Here is a 3,916-nt window from a genome sequence, read left to right on the forward strand (position 1 = left end):
GCTTCGGATCCAAGGCGGAGGAAGGAGGCATGGCGGAGCCATGCCGACTGACGACAACGCAGGAGACGGAGTCGCATGACGCCGCGAGCCCAGCAAGATCCACCGGACAGACCCTAGGGCCTGTCGTTTGGATCAGGCTCTAGTCCTGCCGGACAGCGGGCTGAGCGGTCACTTTCTCGATCGCCGGCGGCTTCCAGCCGGTGCCGTCGAGGAGTCCGGGCAGGGCGCTGCCGGAGGTTCCGTAGAGGCGCCACATGAGACGGAAACCGTCGGCAGGCGCGGGAAGCCAGTTCTTCCGCTGCGCCTCGTCGGCCGGCTCGTTGCGCTGGACGTAGAGGTCTATGGAGCCGTCGCTGTTGCGGTGCAGGTCGGAGCGGTCGTTGAGCACGTACCTGTTGATCGGGTTCGGGACGAAGAAGCCGTTGCTGTCGTACATGGTCAGGGACCAGAAGGCCTCGACCGGTGGCATCTGTCCGGCCGGGATGTGCAACACGTAGCTGTTGGCACCCGACAGCGGCTGGGACTGCTTGTCGGTCTGCGTGAAGGGGTACACGGAGATGTGCGGCAACAACGCTCCGAGGCCGACCCAGTCGACGACGGCGCGCAGTTGGTAGTCGGTGCCGTAGGTGCCCGTGTTCAACACGAGGTACCCGTTGTGAGACGGTGCATTGGCGGCGGAGATCCGCTTCAGGGCATCGGCCAGGTGCGCCCGGCCCTGGGTGACCGCGTCACGCATGCCGCGCAGGGTGGCGGCACTGAGCCTGGGGCTGCGGGCGGGGTCCATACCCGGTCCGACACCGATCGCCTTGAGCTGCTTGAGCAGCGCCCGGTCCTGCGGCATCGGCTTGAAGGTCCGCATTTCCCTGCCGAGCGCGGTGTAGAACTTCAGCGGGTCATCGCCAGGCCGGGTGCCGGGAATCGTCGCGAAGTCCAGGGTGGTGTCCGGCGGACACGGCTTCGGTGGGGTGTACGTCCGGCCGTAGCGGGACAGCGGGGTGACTGTGTACCGCTTCTGGATCGCGTTGACGGCCGCGGTGTCGGATTCGCCGCGGATCAGCGTGCGGCCGATGATCCACACTCGCTTGTAGGGCGATTCGACGCGGCGTACCCCGGCGGGCAGGGTGCCGGTGTATCCGGGTGGTACGACGGCGAAGTCGCCTCCGCTTGTCAGACCGTGGGTCCCCGTGCCGGGGGGCCCGTCGAGCGAGGTGATGTTGTAGAAGTTCTCCGTCCACGGTGTCAGCATCGCCATGACGTAGAACCGGTCCTTGATCGCCGGCACATGGATCACCTGAGGCTCGCGGGACAGGTCGAGCCATGCGAGCGAGTACAGCGTGTCGGAGTTGGGTGCGACGACGGTCTGCTGACCCGGTTTGGGAATCGCCAGTTTCGGCAGGCTGTTGAACTGGTTGACCGGCCCGTTGCCGGAATCGTCGGAGACATTGACGCTCGTCGCGGTCTGGAACACGCGCTCGGTGTCCAGAAGCGGCAGGCCGTAGTCGTATGCCTTCTGCCCGAGCATGTAGCCGGTGCTGTAGTCGCCGCTCTCGTCCGTCTTTGATTCCGCGCTTGCGGCGGCCGGCACGAGCAGCACGCCCGCGACCACAGCTGCTGCGACCTGTGCGAGATACCTCAACTCCGGCTCCCCTTCCCGTTGTCGTGTGCGGGGTCTTGGCGGGCGAAGGTATGCGAGCGCAATGGGCCGTGTCTCGGCGTGGGGCGACAATCGGGCGGGGGTGGTTTGTCGTTGCGCGCCAAGGATCGCGGCCTCAGTCGCGCGGCGGCCGGCTCAGCGGCACCTCAGAAGGTGGCCTCGCTGTCGATGACGGGCAGGAGTGCAAGGGCGACGCGCAGGTTGAGGGTGTCCTCCTCGGTGCTGCGGCCGAGCAGCCGTTCGGCTTGGAGGACGCGATACCGGACGGTGTTTCCGTGGACACCCAGCCGTTGACCGGTTCGGGTCCGGCTCGCGTTCTCATCGAGATACGCGGTCAGGGTCTCCGCCAGGCGCCGCGTCACCTCATCGCGGTCGGCCAGCTTCCCCAGGACCCGATGGACGAACGTCGTCGCCAGGTCCATGTCGATGCTTGCCATGGCCGCGACGGTCACATCGGCGTACCAGGTGACGCGTTGTGCGCAGGCCCCGATCAGCGAGGCCACGCGGCGGGCGTGGACCGCCTCGTTGTAGGTCCGGCGGAACCCTGCCAGCCCTGAACCGGGCTCACCGATCGCCAGACGCACTCCGTCCGGTGCGCGGCCACCGGATCTCAGGCGTGGGGATCGCTCGGCGGAGAGACCGCTGGTACCGCTCACCCACATCACCGCGGCACGCAGGCCGGTCGGCTGGATGAGCGTGGCGTCGCCGCCGAGGCCGGCCGCGACCTTTGCCAGCGCCGGCTCCAGTACGTCCAGCGCGTCATCTCCTGCGGCGGTGTCCATCCACGCGATGACCGCCACATGACGGCGCTCGAGGCTGTATCGCAGCCGCCTTTCGGCGCGCCACGCATCCTTTTCCCGGCCGGCCATGATGTCGGCGATCACCTCGCTGCGCGCCGCGGACGTACTCCGCAACCACAACCGCTGCTCGGCCTCATAAAGCCGTTCGGCTTCGGCAACCGAGGCGTCGACGAACGTGAAGAGCCACGCGGACCCGAGCTCGACCGCCTTGAGCAGCTCGCGCTGACTGTGGGCATGCCGGGCGATCCGCGCCAGGAGCCACTCCCACACCACTTCGTGTCCCAGGCGGTAGAAGCGCGTCAACGACGCGAAGGCCACCTGCCGCTGGACCTCGGTGCGGGCGAAGGCGCGCGTGGCCGGGGGAAGCTCGACACGCTTGGGGTCCGCGCCGCGTTCCACCAGCTGGGCGAAGAGCCGGATGTTGGCCTCCGTGCTGCCGAGGTGCTCTCCCACGCTGTCCGCATCCTCGAACAGCTCGGGAAACTCGGCGCGGATCGTCTCCGCCACGTGTACGGCCAGCGCTGCGGCAGCCTCGCGCAGCTCAGCGGCTACCGGGCGCAGAACTTCGGACCAGGCCCGCTGTGCGGTCGGCTCCCGCGCGGGCGCCCACTCGACCTCCACGGGGCGAATGTAGCGGGCGACCGGACAGCCCGGCCAGAGGGGTGTCGGGGATGGCGGTGAGGGAGCGGTTTGTCGCCTCATGACAAGCGGCGGGGCGAATCTCGTCGTCAGGTGACGAGAGACGGCCGGACGGATCTTCGTACTGTGCGCCCCATGCCGAGACTCACCCCGAAGAACGGCGAGTGATTCATGCTCGGTGGCTGATTCGTTACCTACGGGAGGGAACGCGCCATGGCCAGGTTCGACATCACCAAGACCAATGCCGCCGTTGAGCGGCTGATCGAGACCACCGACAACCCTCGCCATCTCTACCTGCTGCACGCCTACAACCGGCACCGCTACCTGGAGATGGCGGGGCGCTGGGAAGAGATATTCGCGCCCGACATGACCGTCGAGCACCCCGTCTACCACTTCAATGTCTTCGGCATCAACACGACCCTCGACGGCGCCGACGCGGTGAAGAGCGTCTACAGCGAGTGGGCGCGGACCGGGCAGTCGATCTTCTATGCCGAGGACGAAAAGCTCGCCGTCGGCGACAACATCATCTGCTCCACCGCGGTGCTCTATCAGCAGACACCCGGCGCTGTTCTCGCCGCCGGCGGTGCACGTGTCGACCCCGCTGGGACGTATCTGGTCAAGAACGTCGAGCACATGATCTGGCCGTACGACGACGAAGGGCGGCTGGTCGGTGAGGACGTGTGGGAGATCGACGAGTCCAAGCGCGAGATCATCCTGCTGGATCCCTCCGAGGTGCTGACCTCCAGCCAGTCCGCCACGCTTCTGGCACCGCTGATCAAACCCCTCCCCGCCCGGCCGTTCTGATCCAGCGCAGCACGTCGTG

General features: G+C 67.4%; 3 protein-coding genes. 1 reads left to right on the forward strand and 2 read right to left on the reverse strand.

All coding sequences use genetic code 11. From position 1 onward, the window contains the following. Positions 1–139: 139 nt before the first annotated feature. Both ACWGI8_RS40960 and ACWGI8_RS40965 read right to left on the reverse strand, forming a co-directional pair. On the reverse strand, positions 140–1,636 hold the full coding sequence (locus ACWGI8_RS40960; protein ID WP_453668535.1) for a DUF1254 domain-containing protein: 1,497 nt from the start codon (positions 1,634–1,636) through the stop codon (positions 140–142). A 164-nt stretch (positions 1,637–1,800) separates the two neighbouring features. Next, positions 1,801–3,075 carry a PucR family transcriptional regulator gene (locus ACWGI8_RS40965; protein ID WP_453668536.1) on the reverse strand — a complete coding sequence of 425 codons (1,275 nt, stop codon included), beginning with the start codon at positions 3,073–3,075 and terminating at the stop codon, positions 1,801–1,803. Between the two features lie 231 nt (positions 3,076–3,306). On the opposite strand from ACWGI8_RS40965, the gene ACWGI8_RS40970 reads away from it, so the two are divergent. After that, entirely contained in the window at positions 3,307–3,897 is a 591-nt protein-coding gene (locus ACWGI8_RS40970; RefSeq protein ID WP_453668537.1) for a hypothetical protein, read from the forward strand. The last annotated feature ends 19 nt before the right edge of the window (positions 3,898–3,916 follow it).

It is taken from the genome of Streptomyces sp. NPDC054841, from assembly GCF_053611045.1.

Excerpts from the sequence above, each read along its gene's own strand:
- ACWGI8_RS40970 (WP_453668537.1), top strand. The coding sequence starts at position 3,307 with ATGGCCAGGTTCGACATCACCAAGACCAATGCCGCCGTTGAGCGGCTG.